The sequence below is a fragment of the Rhodococcus sp. EPR-134 genome, from assembly GCF_001647205.1.
Classification (GTDB): Bacteria; Actinomycetota; Actinomycetes; order Mycobacteriales; family Mycobacteriaceae; genus Rhodococcus_F; species Rhodococcus_F qingshengii.
In genome coordinates this window covers 1-18192 of the sequence record NZ_LVCT01000072.1, presented here as the reverse complement: position 1 = coordinate 18192, position 18192 = coordinate 1, and the positions used below count along the sequence as shown (strand labels likewise).

General features: G+C 63.2%; 17 protein-coding genes. 5 read left to right on the top strand and 12 right to left on the bottom strand.

The window, feature by feature from the left end; translation table 11 throughout:
- From A2J01_RS03660 to A2J01_RS03650, 3 genes are all read right to left on the bottom strand, one after another.
- Nucleotides 1-445 (bottom strand): amino acid kinase family protein (locus A2J01_RS03660; protein WP_442971549.1); only part of this gene is annotated, 445 nt, incomplete at its 3' end.
- Nucleotides 446-494: 49 nt separating this feature from the next.
- Nucleotides 495-1448: a hypothetical protein gene (locus tag A2J01_RS03655; protein WP_007731502.1), complete on the bottom strand. Its 954-nt coding sequence runs from the start codon at nt 1446-1448 to the stop codon at nt 495-497.
- Nucleotides 1448-1813 (bottom strand): hypothetical protein, encoded by a 366-nt coding sequence (locus A2J01_RS03650; protein ID WP_003943492.1) that lies wholly within the window; start codon nt 1811-1813, stop codon nt 1448-1450. The genes A2J01_RS03655 and A2J01_RS03650 overlap by 1 nt, the downstream gene beginning before the upstream one ends.
- A 270-nt stretch (nt 1814-2083) precedes the next feature.
- Here A2J01_RS03650 and leuA point away from each other — a divergent pair, with 270 nt between their 5' ends.
- Nucleotides 2084-3892, top strand: a complete 1809-nt coding sequence (gene leuA, locus A2J01_RS03645) for a 2-isopropylmalate synthase (RefSeq protein ID WP_003943488.1) — start codon at nt 2084-2086, stop codon at nt 3890-3892.
- A gap of 240 nt (nt 3893-4132) precedes the next feature.
- On the top strand, nt 4133-4510 hold the full coding sequence (locus tag A2J01_RS03640) for an SHOCT domain-containing protein (protein WP_003943489.1): 378 nt from the start codon (nt 4133-4135) through the stop codon (nt 4508-4510).
- Nucleotides 4511-4672: 162 nt separating this feature from the next.
- Here A2J01_RS03640 and A2J01_RS03635 read toward each other — a convergent pair whose 3' ends face one another.
- The gene (locus A2J01_RS03635) at nt 4673-5566 is read right to left on the bottom strand and encodes a LysR family transcriptional regulator (protein ID WP_003943476.1); all 894 of its coding nucleotides are present in this window, start codon (nt 5564-5566) and stop codon (nt 4673-4675) included.
- A gap of 89 nt (nt 5567-5655) precedes the next feature.
- Between A2J01_RS03635 and A2J01_RS03630 the strand changes: the two genes are divergently transcribed.
- The 3 genes from A2J01_RS03630 to A2J01_RS03620 are packed head-to-tail and all read left to right on the top strand — an operon-like array spanning nt 5656 to nt 8582.
- Entirely contained in the window at nt 5656-6597 is a 942-nt protein-coding gene (locus A2J01_RS03630) for an EamA family transporter (RefSeq protein WP_058038234.1), read from the top strand.
- Between the two features lie 25 nt (nt 6598-6622).
- Nucleotides 6623-7876 carry a Mur ligase family protein gene (locus tag A2J01_RS03625; RefSeq protein ID WP_003943457.1) on the top strand — a complete coding sequence of 418 codons (1254 nt, stop codon included), beginning with the start codon at nt 6623-6625 and terminating at the stop codon, nt 7874-7876.
- Complete coding sequence (locus A2J01_RS03620; protein WP_007731510.1) at nt 7869-8582, top strand: type 1 glutamine amidotransferase; 714 nt, start codon at nt 7869-7871, stop codon at nt 8580-8582. Before A2J01_RS03625 ends, A2J01_RS03620 begins: the two co-directional genes overlap by 8 nt.
- Before the next feature lie 6 nt (nt 8583-8588).
- On the opposite strand, the gene A2J01_RS03615 is transcribed toward A2J01_RS03620, so the two are convergent.
- From A2J01_RS03615 to A2J01_RS03580, 8 genes are all read right to left on the bottom strand, one after another.
- The gene (locus tag A2J01_RS03615) at nt 8589-9752 is read right to left on the bottom strand and encodes a low temperature requirement protein A (protein ID WP_030535704.1); all 1164 of its coding nucleotides are present in this window, start codon (nt 9750-9752) and stop codon (nt 8589-8591) included.
- Between the two features lie 66 nt (nt 9753-9818).
- Nucleotides 9819-10946, bottom strand: coding sequence for an acyl-CoA dehydrogenase family protein (locus tag A2J01_RS03610; protein ID WP_064111976.1), 1128 nt, complete (start codon nt 10944-10946; stop codon nt 9819-9821).
- A gap of 1 nt (nt 10947) precedes the next feature.
- Complete coding sequence (locus A2J01_RS03605) at nt 10948-12153, bottom strand: acyl-CoA dehydrogenase family protein (RefSeq protein WP_047271591.1); 1206 nt, start codon at nt 12151-12153, stop codon at nt 10948-10950.
- A gap of 17 nt (nt 12154-12170) precedes the next feature.
- Entirely contained in the window at nt 12171-14381 is a 2211-nt protein-coding gene (locus tag A2J01_RS03600) for an acyl-CoA dehydrogenase (protein ID WP_064111973.1), read from the bottom strand.
- A 27-nt stretch (nt 14382-14408) separates the two neighbouring features.
- Nucleotides 14409-15539, bottom strand: a complete 1131-nt coding sequence (locus A2J01_RS03595; protein WP_050656971.1) for a steroid 3-ketoacyl-CoA thiolase — start codon at nt 15537-15539, stop codon at nt 14409-14411.
- The gene (locus tag A2J01_RS03590; RefSeq protein ID WP_064111971.1) at nt 15536-16390 is read right to left on the bottom strand and encodes an SDR family NAD(P)-dependent oxidoreductase; all 855 of its coding nucleotides are present in this window, start codon (nt 16388-16390) and stop codon (nt 15536-15538) included. The genes A2J01_RS03595 and A2J01_RS03590 overlap by 4 nt, the downstream gene beginning before the upstream one ends.
- A gap of 1 nt (nt 16391) precedes the next feature.
- On the bottom strand, nt 16392-17600 hold the full coding sequence (locus A2J01_RS03585; RefSeq protein WP_064111969.1) for a DegT/DnrJ/EryC1/StrS family aminotransferase: 1209 nt from the start codon (nt 17598-17600) through the stop codon (nt 16392-16394).
- Nucleotides 17601-17632: 32 nt separating this feature from the next.
- Nucleotides 17633-18192 (bottom strand): thiolase C-terminal domain-containing protein (locus A2J01_RS03580; protein ID WP_442971548.1); only part of this gene is annotated, 560 nt, incomplete at its 5' end.

The window sequence follows — 18192 nt, the reverse complement described above, 5'->3', positions numbered from 1 at the left end:
GCGTCGTGATGTCCTTGCTGTCCTGGCTGACGCCTTGGAATCCGGCGACCAGAACGATCGAGCCTTCGTCCAGCGCAGTGCGAACACGGCCCGGCGTGACGTCGATGATCTTGGCGTTTCCGTGGCTGCCGGTCGTGATGACTCCGGCTTGTGAGCCCGAGAACGAACGAGCTTCGGCGCCGAGGGAGTGAATTGCCATCGCTACCAAGGAGTTGGAGATGCGCTCACCCGAGGTCAGCAGCATGTCCATTTCACGGGCCGGCGGGGAAGGGCACACCTGCTGAGCCAGATCGAGCAGCTCATCGGTGGTATCGCCCATCGCTGACACCACGACGACGACATCATTGCCGGCCTTCTTGGTCTCGACGATCCGTTCAGCGACTCGTCGGATGCGCTCGGCGGTTGCCACCGAGGATCCGCCGTACTTCTGGACGACGAGAGCCACGCGTTTCTACCTCCAGGTCGAAATTGTTTACAGATACCAGAGGTCGAGCTTACCGAGGTGGTCCTGGGACTTCCCGATGCGTACTGCTGTTCGCCTCAGATCCGCGCGGGATCAGTTGCGAGATCCGCGATCGCATCAACGTCGCAGAACGCGAGCCACCGGCAACGTAACCGACCACCGTGACGGCAACTCCGCAGGCGAGAAGCACGCGGATACTGCTGACCAGCGAAACTGCCAGCGCGTCGTACACCGCGACTGCCGCCTCAGATGACGGTATGTCTGAATTCTGTAAATAGACCCGCCGCACGACGGCCAGCGCCACCAACAGGGCGATCATCGCCACCGCCGTCGCCAGCCCGACCAGGGACAGTGCGCGCATTCTCCTCGGCGCAACTGCGACGGCCGCGATCGCACAGGCCAGCGACACCCACGGCAGCCAGGCCGCTGCCCGGTCGAGAGTGTTCGAGAGGTCCTGGGCCCGCACCAGCTCGTCGGATTGCAGGATCTCGAACTGCGGATCGAACGTCGGAAGACGATCGACGACGGTGAATCCGCGATCGCGGAGGTTCGTCCGCAGTTCTGTCATGATCGGCTCGAGGGACAAGGTGACTGTTCCGCTGTCGTCGGACCGAACGATGCCGTCGGTGGCTCTGCCGGTCACCATCGCAGCAAGTTGCGCGTGCGCCTGACGGTTGGCCGCGGTCCAGAGCGTCGCGAACTGGTCGCTGGAGACCAACGACTGAGCCGCCTCCCGAACAAGTTTCTCGGCTTGTCTCGTCACCACCTGCGGAAACCGGTCCAACCGCTGCGTCAGTTCCTCGGTCAGCCGATCAACGACAGCCGCTTGGACAGCAGGTTCGGAAGCCAACGGGGCAACCGTCTCGACGTAACTGTCGGTGTCGTTCACCTGGGTGTGGACGAACAGCGCGAGCACCGAGCCGGCAGCACCGAGACCAGCGAGAACGATCAGCAGTGAACAGACGATCCAGCGGATCGAGCGCATCACGTGTGCTTGGCGCGCGCCGGTCGAATCTTCGCGGTGATGTGGTGAATGCGGTGATCGTCAGCGGGTATCCGGAAGGTCTCGGTAACCCGAACGGTCATCAGGTTCCGCCCGAACAACCCGGCGTCGAGGAGGTAGTCAGCCGTCAGGTCGTCCCCGTCGACCGTCCACTCCACCTCACGAATGTCGCGGATCACGCGATACTGAGGACCTCCGGAAAGGCTGCGCCGCAAATGATTCCCCGAAAATCCGGTCTTGAGCCCGACCTCGTGGCGTACCGCGTCCGGAGCCAGCGGTACGGAACTGCCATCGTGACTGCGGAGCGCGTCGAGGTACGTGCTCGCCACGGCGATTCGGGGATCCATGGACGACAGTCCACCATTTTCGGGGCCGAAACGGCAGCACAATTCGGCGACAAATTGGACATGAGGGCGAACCCCACCGATTTCTCGCGAAATCCAGGAGTAGAGTGCTGTGCATGCAGCGCGCACTCCTTCTTGGTTGCCGCGACGGGGTCTGATCCAGACTGGCCTCCCGCCGCGGGGTTTTTGTGCGCCGGTCGACCAAGCCTTCCGGACTCATGGTCTTGACCAACAGGTCAACAGGCCGGGTCCACAATCCTGGAGATCACACCCATGTCCCCCGCTGACGCATTCACCACCGGCACTCGCACCATCACCCCGCCCACGAAGCCGGCACCGTCCGACCAGCCTGCGTGGAACACGCAGAAGAACTCGTCGATGCCGACGTTCCGCTACCGCCCGTTCGCCGAAGAGGTCGAGACGGTCACGCTGCCCGACCGCACCTGGCCGGACAAGATCATCGACCGAGCACCCCAGTGGTGTGCCGTTGACCTGCGCGACGGCAACCAGGCGCTGATCGATCCGATGAGCCCGGCGCGCAAGCGTCGTATGTTCGATCTCCTGGTTCGTATGGGCTACAAGGAGATCGAGGTCGGCTTCCCGTCCGCGAGCCAGACGGACTTCGATTTCGTTCGCGAGATCATCGAGGACGGCGCCATCCCGTCCGACGTCACCATCCAGGTGCTGACGCAGTCGCGTCCCGAGCTGATCAAGCGCACGTTCGAGGCCTGTGAAGGTGCCGAGAACGCGATCGTGCACTTCTACAACTCCACCTCGATTCTGCAGCGCCGCGTCGTGTTCCGCGCCGACAAGGACACGATCAAGAAGATCGCCACCGACGCCGCCGAACTGGTCCTCGCCGAGTCGAAGAAGTACCCGGACACGAACTGGCGCTGGGAATACTCGCCCGAGTCCTACACCGGCACCGAGCTCGAGTACGCCAAGGAAGTATGTGACGCCGTCACCGAAACCCTGGGTGCGACGCCGGCCAACCCGGTCATCCTGAACCTGCCCGCCACCGTCGAGATGGCTACACCCAACGTGTATGCCGACTCCATCGAGTGGATGCACCGCAACCTGGCCCGCCGCGATTCGGTCATCCTGTCGCTGCACCCCCACAACGACCGCGGCACGGGTGTCGCTGCAGCCGAGCTGGGCTACCAGGCCGGCGCGGACCGCATCGAAGGCTGCCTGTTCGGCAACGGTGAGCGCACCGGCAACGTCTGCCTGGTCACTCTCGCTCTGAACATGTTCACGCGCGGCGTCGACCCGCAGATCGATTTCTCGAACATCGACGAGATCCGTCGCACGGTCGAGTACTGCAACCAGCTGCCCGTCCACGAGCGTCATCCGTACGGCGGCGACCTGGTCTACACCGCGTTCTCCGGCAGCCACCAGGACGCGATCAACAAGGGCCTCGACGCCATGAAGGTCGACGCCGACAGCCAGAACTCCGACGTCGACGACATTCTCTGGCAGGTCCCCTACCTGCCGATCGACCCGAAGGACGTCGGCCGCAGCTACGAGGCCGTCATCCGTGTGAACTCGCAGTCCGGCAAGGGCGGCGTCGCATACATCATGAAGGCCGATCACGGTCTGGTGCTGCCGCGTCGTCTGCAGGTCGAGTTCTCGCAGTCGGTCCAGAAGATCACCGACGGCGAGGGTGGCGAGGTCTCGCCGAAGGAAATGTGGGACGTCTTCCACGAGGAGTACCTCGCTCCCATCACCCCGCTCGAGCGCATGAAGCAGAAGGTCACCGCGTCCGAGGAGGACGGCGGCACCGATGCGATCACCGCGATCGTCAAGGTGAACGGCAAGGAGCAGGAGATCTCGGGAACCGGCAACGGCCCGCTCGCTGCCTTCGTCGACGCGCTGGGAAGCATCAACTTCGACGTTCGTGTCCTCGACTACTCCGAGCACGCGATGTCCGCCGGTGACGACGCCCAGGCCGCGGCCTACGTCGAGTGCGCCGTGACGGGCCCGGAGGGTCAGAGCACCGTCGTCTGGGGTGTGGGTATCGCCACGTCGATCACGACGGCCTCGCTGCGCGCTGTGGTCTCGGCAGTGAACCGCGCCAGCTGACACTCAGCTCCTGACTCGTGAACAATCCCTGGTCTCACCCGATTTTCGGGTGGGGCCAGGGTCGTTTTCAGAGCATTGAAGATTTTCGGTCGATGTTTTCGATTCGGCATGACATTGGTCCCGAAAGAGTCGGTTAGCGAAGTTAACAAAAAGAATTCACCCATCGAGGATGATGCAGACGCCACGTGCGCGTGAGATAGTCAGCTCAGACAAATCCGACTTGTGAAATGGAGCTCGACAATGGATTCCTTTTGGGACTTCCTCTGGCTGATCATCATCAGCTTCGCGTTCATCGCGTACTTGATCCTGCTCTTCTCGATAATCACCGACCTGTTCCGCGATCACAAGACCTCCGGCTGGGTGAAGGCAATCTGGATCGTCTTCCTGTTCTTCATTCCGCTGCTCACCTCGCTCGTCTACCTGATCGTTCGCAGTGACGGAATGGCACAGCGGTCCCTCGAGGCTGCACAGCAGGTCAAGAACGCACAGGACAGCTACATCCGTGAGGTTGCCGGAAAGTCCCCGGCCGAATCCATCGCAGATGCAAAGGCACTTCTCGACGCCGGCACCATCAGTGAAGAAGAATTCGCAGCACTGAAGGCCAAGGCTCTCGCCTGATACCGGCCCTCACTAAGCGACCCTCACTAAACCGTGAGGATTGCACTACCGAAACGGGAGCGACACTAATCGTGTCGCTCCCGTTTTGTGTTCATTCACCGACAGCTGCCCATTCACCGACAGCCGTTCATTCACCAACGGCCCTTCATTCACCGACAGCCTTCATTCACCGACAGCACGCGCGACGTCACGAAAGGCGTCGAGCACGACTCCGATAGCCGGACTGCGGTTGGCGTGTAACCGAGTTGCCAATTCATAAACTCGTGCAGCGCGCACTCCCGCCACCGGTTTCCTCGAAACTCCGGGATGCGTGATCGCGTATCGCGGCATCAAAGCCACGCCGTGGCCCGCCGCCACCAGCTCTTCAATGACGCGGAAATCGTTGATCCGATGAGCGACGCGAGGCTGGACGCCGGTTACCGACGCAACCGACAGCAGAACGTCGTCGACCGGAAACCCGCCGCGCACGCTTATCCAGTTCTCGTCGGCCAATTGTTCCAGCCGGACCGAATCCTGCTCGGCGAGTGGATGATCAGGCCGCAGCACCAGATCGATCGGTTCACGCATCAGCGGTTGCACGCTGACCCGGGGAAACGACGTCTCGGCTCCGCGTTCGTCACGGTGGGTGAGGATCACATCGTGATCGGCCAACAGCCCAGGGACAGCGGACGCCGGTTTGTCGACGTCGTAGGCGTCGATGTCCACGTCCGAGTTCTTCAGCGCCGTCAGGACACCGGGCAGCAGGAGCGCCGCGCCGGAGGGAAAGAACGCGACTCGCACCTTTCCCCGCGGCGAGCCTCGGTACGACGCCATCTCGTCCGCCGCCCGGTCTAGCGCCGCCACCACGTCGTCGGCGCGAAGCACCAGCGCTCTGCCCGCGTCGGTGAGGCGCAGCGTGCGCCCGTCCGGTTCGAGGAGCGAGACCCCCGCTTCTCGTCCGAGGATCTTGAGTTGTTGCGAGACGGCGGACGGCGTCATCGAGAGGGCGAGAGCAGTAGCGCCGACGGTTCCTCGGTCGGCGAGCTCGCGGAGGATTCGCAGGCGCGTGGCATCCATACGGTGACGAATATCCATGTAGCAAAACTACATGGATAGTGCATCTATATTCGCTTGTTCTGATGCTTCGTACGGCTCACGATTAACGCATGACTCCCCGCGACCGTCTCCTCGGCCTGACCGTGATCGTCTTGTGGGGTCTGAACTTCCTGGCCATTCGCGTCGGCCTGGATCATTTCCCGCCGTTCTTCTTCGCAGCGCTGCGGTTTCTGATCATCGCGATTCCGGTGGTCATCTTCGTGCCGCGTCCGCAGGTACCGCTCCGTTGGCTACTGCTCTACGGATTCGGTTTCGGATTCGGCCAGTTCGTCTTCCTCTTCTGGGCGATGCATTCGGGGATGCCGACGGGCCTTGCATCACTTGTCCTGCAGTCGTCAGCACCGTTCACCGTCCTACTCGGCGCTTTCCTGCTCCGCGAGAAGCTCAGCGTCTGGCAGGTCTCCGGTATCGCCGTCGCTGTTGCCGGCATGTCCTTGATCGGCTGGGACCGCTCGCACCACGCGGCACTGCTGCCCGTCATCCTCACGCTCCTCGGCGGCCTGTCCTGGGCGTTCGGCAATCTCGGCAGCCGCTTGGCCGCGGCGAACACCGTCGGCGAGCCTGCACCGATGCGCTTGATGTTGTGGATGTGTGTCATCCCGCCGTTGCCGATGCTCGCACTGTCAGCCGTGGTCGAAGGCCCCACAGTCGGCTGGCACGCACTCGGCACCGCATTCAGCGCCGACGCCTGGCCGTCGCTGGTCGGGCTGGCCTACATCATTCTGCTCGGCACCATCGCCGGATCCGGGCTCTGGACGATGCTCATGGGCCGCTATCCCGCCGGCATGGTGGCGCCGCTCTCCTTGCTGGTGCCAGTCGTGGGAATCGGCGCGTCCTGGCTGTTCCTGCACGAGGATCCGAGCCCGTTGTCACTGGTCGGGGCGGTCATCGTGATCGCCGGAGCGAGCGCCGCACAGATGAGACGTAAGCCCGCGAACACTGTTTTCTCGGACACACCTGCAGCCTCACCACCGGCGCGACTCGGCGTCTGACGACGCCCTGTGCCAAACTCGGGCCGTGGGAACTGGACTATCGATCACAGCGCGCGGAAAGCTCGCCATGCGAGCTGCCGCAGCAGCATCTTGGGCATCGCAGAAGGCCGGTCGCGGCAAGGGTTCGATGATCGGCGGGCTGATCGCCCTCAAGATCGACCCGACGCTCATGACTCAGCTCGGACGCGGCAAGCGCACCGTCGTGGTCACCGGCACCAACGGCAAGTCGACGACCACGCGTATGACCGCCGCAGCGCTCGCGACACTCGGTGACGTCGCCACGCAGGCCGACGGCGCCAACATGGATGCCGGGATCGTGGCCGCCCTGGCCGCGCGTACCGATGCGACGCTGGCGGCACTCGAGGTCGACGAACTGCACGTCCCCCACGTAGCCGACGCCGTGAACCCGGAAGTGATCGTGCTGCTCAACCTCAGCCGCGATCAACTCGACCGGGTCGGCGAGATCAACATGATCGAACGGAAACTGCGCGCGTGCGTCAACGCGCATCCGAATGCGGTGATCGTCGCCAACTGCGACGACGTACTGGTCACCTCCGTGGCATACGACGCCACCAACGTCGTGTGGGTTGCTGCCGGCGGCGGTTGGGCCGGCGATTCCGTCAGCTGCCCGCGCACCGGCGAACCCATCGTGTGGGAGGGAAAGCACTGGCGCAGTACCGGTTCCGACTTCGCGCGGCCCGAGCCGACCTGGTGGCTCGACGACGACAATCTCTACGGCCCCGACGGCCTGAAGATTCCGATGACGTTGACCCTCCCCGGAAAAGCCAACCGCGGCAACGCAGCTCAGGCCGTAGCGGCTGCAGCGGCTTTGGGTGCAGATCCGGTCGGGGCAGTTGCCGCCGCATCGACGGTTCAAGAAGTCGCAGGTCGATACAGCACCGTCGAGGTCGGACCGCACTCCGTTCACATGCTGCTCGCGAAGAATCCCGCCGGCTGGCAGGAAGCGCTGTCGATGATCGATCCCACGGTGGACGGTCTGGTCATCGCGGTGAACGGTCAGGTGCCGGACGGCGAGGACCTCTCCTGGCTGTGGGACGTGAAGTTCGAGCACTTCGAAGGTGTCAAGGTAGTGGCCGCCGGTGAACGCGGAACAGATCTGGCAGTTCGCCTCACGTACGCGGGCGTCGAGCACACTCTCGACCCGGACCCGTTGCGCGCCATCGCTTCCTGCCCTCCCGGACGTGTGGAGGTACTGGCGAACTACACGGCCTTCCGTGACCTCAACACTGCCATCGCGAAGGAGTCTCGCAATGTCTGACTCGACAGTTCGCATCGGTCTGGTACTCCCCGACGTCATGGGCACCTACGGCGACGGCGGCAATGCCCTGATCCTGCGTCAGCGTCTACGGATGCGCGGCTACGACGCCGAAATCGTGGACATCACCCTCAGCGATCCGGTCCCCGATTCGCTCGACGTGTACACGTTGGGTGGCGCCGAGGATTCCGCTCAGCGCCTCGCCACGCGTCACCTCGCGAAATACCCTGGTCTGCAACGCGCCGCCGAGCGTGGCGCACCGGTTCTGGCGATCTGCGCTGCCATTCAGGTGCTCGGCAACTGGTACGAAACCTCCAGCGGCGAACGCGTCGACGGTGTCTCGATGCTCGACGTCACAACCTCGCCGCAGGAGAAGCGTTCCATCGGCGAAGTCATCACGAAGCCGCTGATCGACGGACTCACCGCGCCCCTCTCAGGTTTCGAGAATCACCGCGGCGGAACAACTCTGGGTAGCTCAGCCTCTGGATTCGCACGTGTCACCCATGGTGTCGGAAACGGCGTCGGCGACGGATTCGAAGGCGTCGTGCAGGGTTCGGTGATCGGGACGTACATGCACGGACCCGCTTTGGCTCGCAACCCCGAACTCGCGGACCTCCTGCTCATGCGCGCCTTGGGTGTGAACGAGCTTGAACCCCTGCATCTGCCCGAGGTCGACAAGCTCCGCAAGGAGCGACTCGCGATTCGCTGACCCGGTTCAGACGGTTTCGGATTTGCCCTCGGTCAGAATCAGTTCCACGGCCAACAGCGCGGCGCAGGCCAGTCCCGCGACCAGTTCGGGCACCGCGGTGTAGGTACCACCGAGCACGACGACTATCGCGACCGAGAACGGCACGAGGGTGCGTACCGAGGAGTCGTGTAGTCGAATGTGGATGAACCACAAGGCGGCAAGGATGACCGCGACCGGAACGGTGACGGCAGCACCCGTCACCAACGCGCTGCCGTCACCGTGATGAGTCCAGAAGTCGACGCGCGAGGCCAACCCCGCACCGATGGCGGCAGCGGCGGCGAAGATGAAGTAGTGACCGAACCCCCAGACGAAGGGTGAGACGTTGTCACCGCCGATCACTTCGCCTGCATTGCGTTGGAAGTACAACCACCACAGGCTGAAGACAATCAGAATGCCGCCGATCACGACGTAGGTGACCTGCGCTGCCGGATGCTCACCGTCCACGGCGTCCTGAATCGCGATGGTGGTCGAAAGGATCGTCTCGCCCAGAACGATGATGAAGAACAACGAGTACCGCTCCGCGATGTGATGCGGGTGCCACGGCGTCATGCCCGGCTTCTCCGACCAGATCGGTACCGCGAATTCGCACAGAACCAACACCAGGAACGTCGGGACGTAAACGGCGGACGGCACGAAGTAGAAACCGATCCAACCGATCTGGACCAACACTATTCCGAGAGCGTATCGACGCGCCGTGAGCGCATGCTCGGGGTCGTTCCGCGAGACCCTGAGCCATTGGATGACCAGGGCTATTCGCATGATGACGTAGCCGACGATGATCAGCAGGGCGTCGTCGTTGAAGAAGCGGACGATGCCGGCTGCAAGGACCAGCGATCCGAGGATCTGGAATATGGTCAGCAGCCGGGCGATTCCGTCGTCGTTGTCGTACGCCGAGGTGAACCACGTGAAATTCAGCCACGTCCACCAGATCGCGAAAAACGCCATCGCGAAGTGCCCGACGCCCGAAGCCACGTGCCCTTCGCTGATCGCGTGGTGCAGGCCGGTGGCCGCTTGAGCGACCGCCACGACGAAGCAGAGGTCGGTGAGCAGTTCGAGCGGCGTCGCCACCCGGTGCGGCTCGTGCGGGTCCCGCGGAACCAACGGCCTGATGAACGAACTGGTGCGATTCACGAAGGGCAGAGTAGCGCGATGATTGCCGACGCGCTGCCCGTGACTGGAACCTGTCGTCTCAGATATTCACGCCGACGCCCCGATCTGGGCTCGGATCTCCAACTGATCGGCGAGTTCGGCGCCTATCGCCCCCGCGCTCCCCAAAGTGAAGGCGATCTGCCGTCCCCACAGGAAATAGCGGTGAATCGGATAGTCGACATCCGCGCCGATTCCGCCGTGCATGTGCTGGGTCGCGTGCACCACGCGCAAACCGCCGCGCGACGCCCACCATTTGGCGACCAGCGCCGCCGCTTCCGCTTCACTCTCGACTCCGCTGTCCATCAGCCAGGCAGCGCGGTGGGTGGTCAATCTTGTGCTCTCGGTGTCGAGATACGCGTCGGCGGCCCGGACGGCAACTGCCTGGTTGGTCGAGATTGGACGACCGAATTGCACTCGCTCGGAGGTGTATTTCGCCGTCATCGCCAGCGCTTCCTCGCAGACGCCGGTAGCCAGGGCCGCAAGAGCCACCCGTGCACGCCGCAACGTCCAATCTCGAACCACCGCGCCGTCTGCGGGAAGTGCGTCAGCTGCAGTAACGGCAACCCCGTCGAACTGCACAGCGCTGTTGCTCTCGCGGTTCGTCACCGCAAGCGGTGTACGCACCAGCGCATCCCGGTCCGTCGGCACGATCATGACGCTGACACTGCCGTCCGGCATCGTCACCGGAACCACCAGCGCGGCCGCGAACTCCGCGGCAGACACGGAGTCGACGCGGCCTGACAGAACCCAACCGTCAGGCGCCGGCTCGGCGCGAACCGTCGTCTCGGCGTTGTAACCGGTGTCGAAGGCGCCGGTGACGATCACCGAGCCGTCGAGCAGTCCCGGAAGCCACGACGCTTTCTGCTCCTTACTGCCGAACTCGGCAATCGGCAGCGCTGCCGTCGAAATCACCGACCAGAGCGGCACCTGGGCAACCCGGCGGCCTTGTTGTTCGAGCACCGCTGCCAGGCCTAGCATTCCGAGTCCCGCTCCCCCGACCTCCTCTGGCAGAGGAATTCCCAGAACGTCGGAATCGGCGAGGAGCTTCCACAGTTCGGCGTCGAAACCGCCGGCGCCCTCCACTTCCCGCAGTCGGTCCACTCCGGACTTCGCCGAGAAGATCGATTCACTCAGATCCCGCACGGCGGACAAGTTGTCGTCGAATTCGAATTCCATGTCAGCTCTTTTCGTTCTGTGCAGCGGGCCGGCGACGCGCAGCAAGCGCCATGCCCAGACATTTTGCGGCGACAATTTCACGCATCACTTCGTTGGTTCCACCGCCGAAGGTGTTGTTCTGTGCGCGTCGACCCAGGTTCTCGACCCGCCCTTCCAGTACCGCTCCGGGTGTGCCGGGGCGCAGTAAGCCCTTGGCGCCCAGCACTTCCTGCAGCATGCCGTACGCACTGACGACGGCTTCGGTACCGAAGATCTTGGCCGCGGCCGAATCCCCGCCGCCCAAGGTGTTGGCGGCGACGTCCGCCACCAGTCGTAGGTTCATCAGGTCGGCAGCACTGAGCAGCGCGTAGACTTCCGCCAATTTCTCACGTACCCAGCCGATGTCGTAGACGTGGCCGTCACCGGCGGGTTCGGTCTTTGCCCATTCGACCACCTCGGCAAAGAGCTCGTTGGCTATACCACCGCGTGCGGCCAGGGCAACACGTTCGTGGTTGAGCTGGTTGGTGATGAGCTTCCACCCTTGATTGAGCTCACCGACGACATTGGTGATCGGTACCCGAACATCTTCGTAATAGGTGGCCGAAGTGCTGATTCCACCCACGGTGTGAATTTCGGTGACCGAGAAACCCGGCGAGCTGGTCGGCACCAGGACCACGGAAATACCCTGATGCGTCGGCGCGTCAGGATCAGTACGAACGGCAAGCCAGACCCAGTCGGCAAACACACCGGCACTGGTGAAGATCTTGTTGCCGTTGATGACAAGCTCGTCACCCTCGATGCGGGCGCGTGTTTCGAGTGCCGCGAGGTCGGTGCCCGCATTGGGTTCGGTGTAGCCAATGGCAAAGATCAACTCGCCCGCCAGGATCGGACGCAGGAAGAAGTCCTTCTGAGCTTGCGTCCCGTGCTTGATCAGAGCGGGTCCGACGGTGTTCAGCGTGACCAGCGACAGCGGCGCATTGGCGCGAATCACCTCGTCGTAGAACACGTACAGAGCTTCGGGGTTCTCGCCCCGACCGCCGAATTCCTCCGGCCACCCCAAGCCCAGCCAACCGTCTTTACCCATCCGGCGCAGGATGCGATCGAAGACGGGGCCGCCTTCGGTCTGATCCACGAGAGCACGGCGGTCTTCGTCGTTGATGATCTCCGCGAAGTACGCCCGCAATTCCTTGCGCAGAGTCTTCGACTCCTCCGACAAATCCAAGTACATGGTGAAACTCCTAAGATCTACGAACGCGGCAGGCCGAGTACGCGCTGCGCGATGACGTTGAGTTGAATTTCGACGGTTCCGCCGCCGAACAGAATCGAGGGAAGTCCGATGTGGTCTATCGCGTAATTCGCCGACGGGTCGACAACGGCGGCACGAGGTCCGAGCAGTCGCAACAGATCCCGCGAGCCCTCACGCTGCGCCAGGGCGTTGTACACCTTCGACACGCTGATCTCGGAGCCCGGTTCCTGACCCGCCAGTCGCGCCGACACCCCGCGTAGATTCATCGCGGACAGTGCCAACTCACGAGAGATACTGCGGCCGAGGCCCTCCACTGCGTCTTCGCGAGGGCAGTCGTGGCTCGCGTCGGCAATAACCTGACGGAACAGCCGACTCGAACCGTGGTGCAGCGTGCTGCCCATACTCAGGCGTTCGTTGGACAGCGTTGTCGCAGCAAGCTTCCACCCTTGCCCCGGCTCCGCCACCAGGCAGTCGTCCGGGACGAAGACGTCGTCGAGGAATACCTCGTTGAACTCCGACTTACCGGTGGCTTGTTTCAGCGGACGTACGTCGATGCCTTTCGAGGTCATGTCGACCAGGAAGTACGACAGCCCACGATGTTTCGGAGCGTCGGCGTCCGAACGCGCCAGGCATACTCCCCAATCGGCCTCGTGCGCGCCCGAGTTCCACACTTTCTGACCCGACAGGACCCAGCCACCGTCGACCTTGCGCGCTTTCGTGCTCAGACCGGCCAGGTCTGATCCCGCGCCCGGCTCACTGAACAGCTGGCACCAGATGATGTCGGCGCGCAGCGAAGGCTCGACGAACCTGTCCTGCTGCTCGGCGTTGCCGTGTTCGAGAATCGTGGGCAGCACCCATTCCCCGATCACCGTGGAGGGTTGAGCCCAACCTCGCATCGCGAATTCGTGTGCGATGACGGCCTGTTCTCTCGGTCCTGCTCCCAGCCCGTACGGCGCCCGATAGTGCGGGGCAACCAGTTTGGCGTCGGCAAATCGGGCGCGTCGAGCGCTCCCCTTGGCCGGCGCCCAACTGGCGCTGGTGGTTCCGTCGTCGGGCAGCAGCGCAACCTCGTCCAGAACCCTGCGAACCTGCTCTCGTAGTTCAGGCAGCATGTCCGGGTCGACAAAGGAGAAATCCCGTTCCGAATCGGCAGACCGGTCTCCCAACGTGTGTGCCCACTTCACCTCGGAACCCGCCACCGCAGCGATACTGATTGCCCGGCGCCAGTACAGATGCGCGTCATGCTCCCAGGTGAATCCGATTCCGCCGAGCAACGTGACACATTCGAGGGCGTTCTCGATGCCGACGGGCAAAGCGGCCAACGCAGCTTGAGCCGAGACAAGTCTGTGCTGATCCTCGTCGTGCTCTTCGGACCGAGCGGCGTCCCACGCTGCGGCACAGGCAATCTCGGAGCGGACCAGCATCATGGCCGCCTTGTGCTGAACTGCCTGGAAGCTTCCGACCGGACGGCCGAACTGCTGCCGGGACTTCACGTAGTCGACCGCGGTGCGTAGCGCCCACCCGGCGATACCGCTCGCCTCCGCAGCCAACACCGTGTTGACGATCAGTTCGACTCGGTGCGCCTGGAGACCCTCGACGATCAGCCCAGCGTCGACCTTGTGATCGGTCAACGTCAGCGTCCCGATCGAGCGTGTCAGATCCACTCCGTCTTCGACCTCCACCGCAGCGGAAGACGACTGCTCGAGCCGGAACCACAACTCGCCGTCGTCGCTGTTCGCTTGCACGAGAACGACATCGGCTCCGGGTAGACCTAGAGCCGGGTCGGCAGAACCGCTCACGGTCCACCCTGCATCGCTGCGAGCCGCGCGCAATCCCACGCCGGTGCAGACTGCTCCGGTTGCGCCGGTGGCCAATTCGATCAGCATTGATTCCGCAGCCGGGCCGGCAGCTTTCGCGAGGATCCCACTGGCGATGACCGTCGGAACGTACGGTCCCGGGTAAAGCGCATCACCCAATTGCTCGACTACCACCGCCAGTTCGGCAAGCCCTGCCCCGTCACCGCCGTACTGCTCCGGCAGGTGCACTGCGTGCAGTCCCTGACGGACCAATCCATTCCACGAGTCCGGCCGATCACCGGCGGCGTACCGCTTGACGTTGCTCCGCGTATCGGCGATTCCACCGAAGCGGTTCGCGAATGCGGCTACCGCTTCCGCCAGGTCACGGTGATCTTCGAGCAGGGGCAGTGCCATGGCAGGTTCCTCAATCTTCGGTTCTTGTCAGATGCGTTCGAGAATCAGGCAGGTGGTTGCGGCGGACGCGCAGATCGCGATCAGCGCGATAGACTTGTCCCGGCGCTCCAGTTCGTCGATGGCATTGGCCAACAGTCTGATTCCGGTTGCACCGGCCGGGTGGCCCAGTGCGATCGCACCACCGTTGACGTTCAGCAATTCGGGATCGACGCCGTGAACCTGCGCGAACGACATCGGTACCGAAGCAAATGCCTCGTTGACCTCGAACAGGTCGATGTCGTCGATCGTCAGACCGGTGCGTCCGAGCACGATGTTTGCCGCGTCCACGGGGCCGTCGAGCATGAACTCGATGTCTCCGCCGATGACGCACTGCGCCAATATCTTTGCCCGCGGCCGCACGCCGAGCATCCTGGCTCGATCCTCGGACATCAGTAGAGCGGCACTCGCACCGTCCGAGACCTGCGAAGACGTTCCAGCGGTGTGCAATCCGCCCTCTTGAACGGTCCGCAGTTTCGCGAGTCCTTCGAGACTCGATTCGCGCAGACCCTGATCCCGATGGACCGGAGCGTCAGAGCCCGGAGCGACCACATCGATGATGTGCGAGTCGAAGCGTCCTGCCTCCCATGCTGCTGCGGCTCGCTGCTGCGAGCGCAGCCCGAAGGAGTCGAGATCCTCGCGGCTGAAACCGCGCTTGACAGCAATCCGATCGGCCGCGGTGTACTGATCGACGGTATCGAGTGACCACGACTCCGGACGTGGTGTTCCGAGGCCGGTACCCACCTTGTACGTCAACGGAGCGCGGGACATCAGTTCCACACCGCACGCCACACCCACGTCGACTGCACCGATGGCAATCTGCCCGGCAATCAACTGCACCGATTGCTGCGCGGTTCCGCACTGCGCGTCGATCGTGGTGCAGCCCGCTTTCAACGGAAGGCCCGCATGCATCCAGGACGTACGCACGATGTTTCCGAACTGCTCACCGAGAGGCGTCACACAGCCGCCGATGACCTGGTCGACCGCGCCAGGATCCACGCCCACCCGATCCAGCACGCCTTTCTGCGCATAACCCAACAGTTCCGCCGCGTGGACTCCGGACAGCCAACCCTCACGCTTGCCGAACGGCGTTCGTGCTGCGTCCACGATGACGGGCTTCATGCCAACTCCTCGGTTCGTAATGCTGGGTTCTCCGGTAATGCTGCGCCGTCCAGACCACGCACGGTCAGGGACCACTCGTCGATCAGGTCCAAGCTGACGCTCGAGCGCGCGGTGAACTCGGTGTCGCAATCACACAGCGCTGTGACCGCTTCCACCATTTCTTCCATAGATTCGACCTGATCCGGCCGGATAGTCTCACCGACCAGGACTCTGGCGCCCTCACTGAGCACCGCTGCCCGCGGTTGAACCGTGTTGACGCGAACCCCCTGGCCGTAGAGTTCCACGCCCATGCCGTTGCTCATCCTGTTGAGCGCTGCTTTGGACGCGCCGTACACGGTCATGGCAGTTCCCGGTTCGACCCACGAGAACGGCGGGCCATGCCACGGTTTGACGGTGCCACTGGACACGTTCACGATCCAGCCGTATCCGTTTGCCACCATCCCCGGCACCACGGCTTGCATCAGCTCGAGCGGTGCATGGACATTTGCCTCGAACATCAACCGTCGCCGCCGCAGTGGGTAATCCGAGAGCGGCTGATAGATCGCCGCTGCCGCGTTGTTCACCAGGATGTCGATCGTCCCGCCAAGCTTCTCGATCGCCAGCGGCACAACGGTGTCGCGCTGCTGCTCGTCCGTCAGATCTGCGACAACTATCTCGACTTTGTTTCCGTACTTGGCAATTCGAGCCGCAGTCTCTTCGAGACTGCCCGGCAGGGTTGCGTGTGCACCGAGCGTCCGGGCCACGAGAGCGACGTCAGCGCCTTCCGCTGCCAGCCTCTCTGCGACGCCTGCACCGATTCCGCGGCTGGAACCGGTGACAAGCGCTCGGCGTCCTTCGAAGCGATCGGTCATGCTACTTCCACTTCGCGGCGAAGCGATTGATGCTCTCCGCAATCCGAGCAACTTCGTCGTCACGCAAACCGTGGCTCATGCCGAGTGTCATGCCGCGGGCAAAAACTGCGTCCGCTTCCGGCAAACCTTCGGCCGGCTGGCGAAATTCGATGTTGTTCATCATGGGGTGACGAGTGACGTTGCCGCTCCACACGGTTCGGGTGTCGATGCCGTCGGCCTCGATGGCTTCCTGCAGGTCGCTGCGCGTGAAGGGGGCGTTCTCGTTGATCATCACCGGGTAACACAGCCACGCCGTGTCGAGACCGTCGAGTTCTACCGGCGTCGTGAAGAATTCAGGATGGGCGCCGTATGCCGCCGTGAAGGCCGCAAATGTTGCCTTACGCGTCTTGTAGTTCTGTTCCAGCTTGTCGAGCTGCACGACGCCGTAAGCTGCGCCGAGTTCGGAGGGCTCGAAGTTCCACGACATGAGCTCGAAGATGAAGTCGTTGTCGTAGTCGACGCCGTCGAGTTCTTCACGGAAGACTCGGCCGGACTTGGTACTGCCGAACAGGTTCGGCTCGCTACGACGGCCCCAGCGGCGAAGCAGCAAAGCCTTGTCACGGCTGGCTTCGTCGTCGACGCACACCATTCCACCGGTTCCCGCGCACGTGATGATGTGTGCCATCGAGAAACTGGTGACGACGATGTCCGCCCGAGACCCGGTGGGAGTACCGCGGAGCGTGGCACCGATCGCGTCACACGAATCCTCGATCACCTTGAGTCCATGGCGATCAGCGATATCACGAATGACGTCCCAGTCCGGGCAGTTGCCGGCGAGGTTCGGCATCAGGATGGCACCGGTCTTCTCGGTGACCATTGCCTCGATCTTGGTGACGTCGACGTTGAACGTGTTGGGTTCCACGTCCACGAACACCGGCACCAGACCGGCACGCACGATCGGTGCGATATCGGTGGAGAACGTCAACGGCGACGTGATGATCTCGCTTCCCGCCGGCAGTCCGAGCAGCTCGACTGCCAAGTACAAACCCGAGGATCCCGAGTTGCACATGACGCCGAACTTCTTGCCGGCCAAGGCCGCGATACGTTCTTCCATCTCGAAGACGTTCTTGCCGATGCGCAATCCTTGATGCCCGCTGCGCAAGACGTCGACAACAGCCTGTATTTCTTCCTCGCCGTGGGTGGCCCTGGCGTAGGTGATCCGCTCGCTCATCTTGTTCCTGCTTTCTCGAATAGGCGGCAGATTCAGCGATCTGCCGAGAGGACGAGCGCACTGTGCGGGACGGGAGAGCCGCCGGTCACGAGCACGTTGTCCAGAGTTTTGGTCGGTTGATTGGTGGAGGTGCCGCGGATCAGGCGAACACCTTCGGCAATACCGTTGACGCCGTGGATGTATCCCTCACCGAGTTGACCGCCGTGGGTGTTGATCGGCAGGCGACCGTCCAGCTCGAGATTGCCGTCGGCGATGAAGTCTTTTGCCTCGCCCCGACCGCAGAATCCGTACTCCTCGAGTTGAAGCAGAACCATCGGGGTGAAAGCGTCGTAGAGAATTGCGGCATCGATGTCGTCCGGCCCGATACCGGCCTGGTCCCACAGTTGGCGCGCCACGAGTTCGACTTCCGGCATGCTGTCGATGTCGTCTCGGTAGTAGCTGCTCATCGAAATCTGTTGCGGACCTACACCTTGCGCAGCGCCACTGATGACCGCAGGTTTGTGCGGCAGGTCGCGGGCGCGCTCCGCACTGACGATCACCAGCGCCTGTCCGCCGTCACTTTCCTGGCAGCAGTCAAGCAGGCGGATGGGAT